Raw genomic sequence first — 255 nt, 5'->3', positions numbered from 1 at the left:
TAATACAGGCTGCTCATGACGGTACCTGAAGAATAAGCACCGGCTAACTACGTGCCAGCAGCCGCGGTAATACGTAGGGTGCAAGCGTTAATCGGAATTACTGGGCGTAAAGCGTGCGCAGGCGGTTATATAAGTCAGATGTGAAATCCCTGGGCTCAACCTAGGAACTGCATTTGAGACTGTATGGCTAGAGTGTGTCAGAGGGGGGTAGAATTCCACGTGTAGCAGTGAAATGCGTAGATATGTGGAGGAATA

At 49.4% G+C, this 255-nt stretch carries 1 rRNA gene; it reads left to right on the top strand.

Features of this window, described 5'->3' with window-relative positions:
- A 16S ribosomal RNA gene (locus ACO0K8_RS22385) occupies window positions 1–255 on the top strand; the annotation flags it as partial.

The sequence above is a fragment of the Undibacterium sp. Ren11W genome, from assembly GCF_049340485.1.
GTDB lineage: Bacteria > Pseudomonadota > Gammaproteobacteria > Burkholderiales > Burkholderiaceae_D > Undibacterium.
Note: the sequence above shows the minus strand (reverse complement) of the source record. Positions and strands in the feature narration are given on the sequence as shown.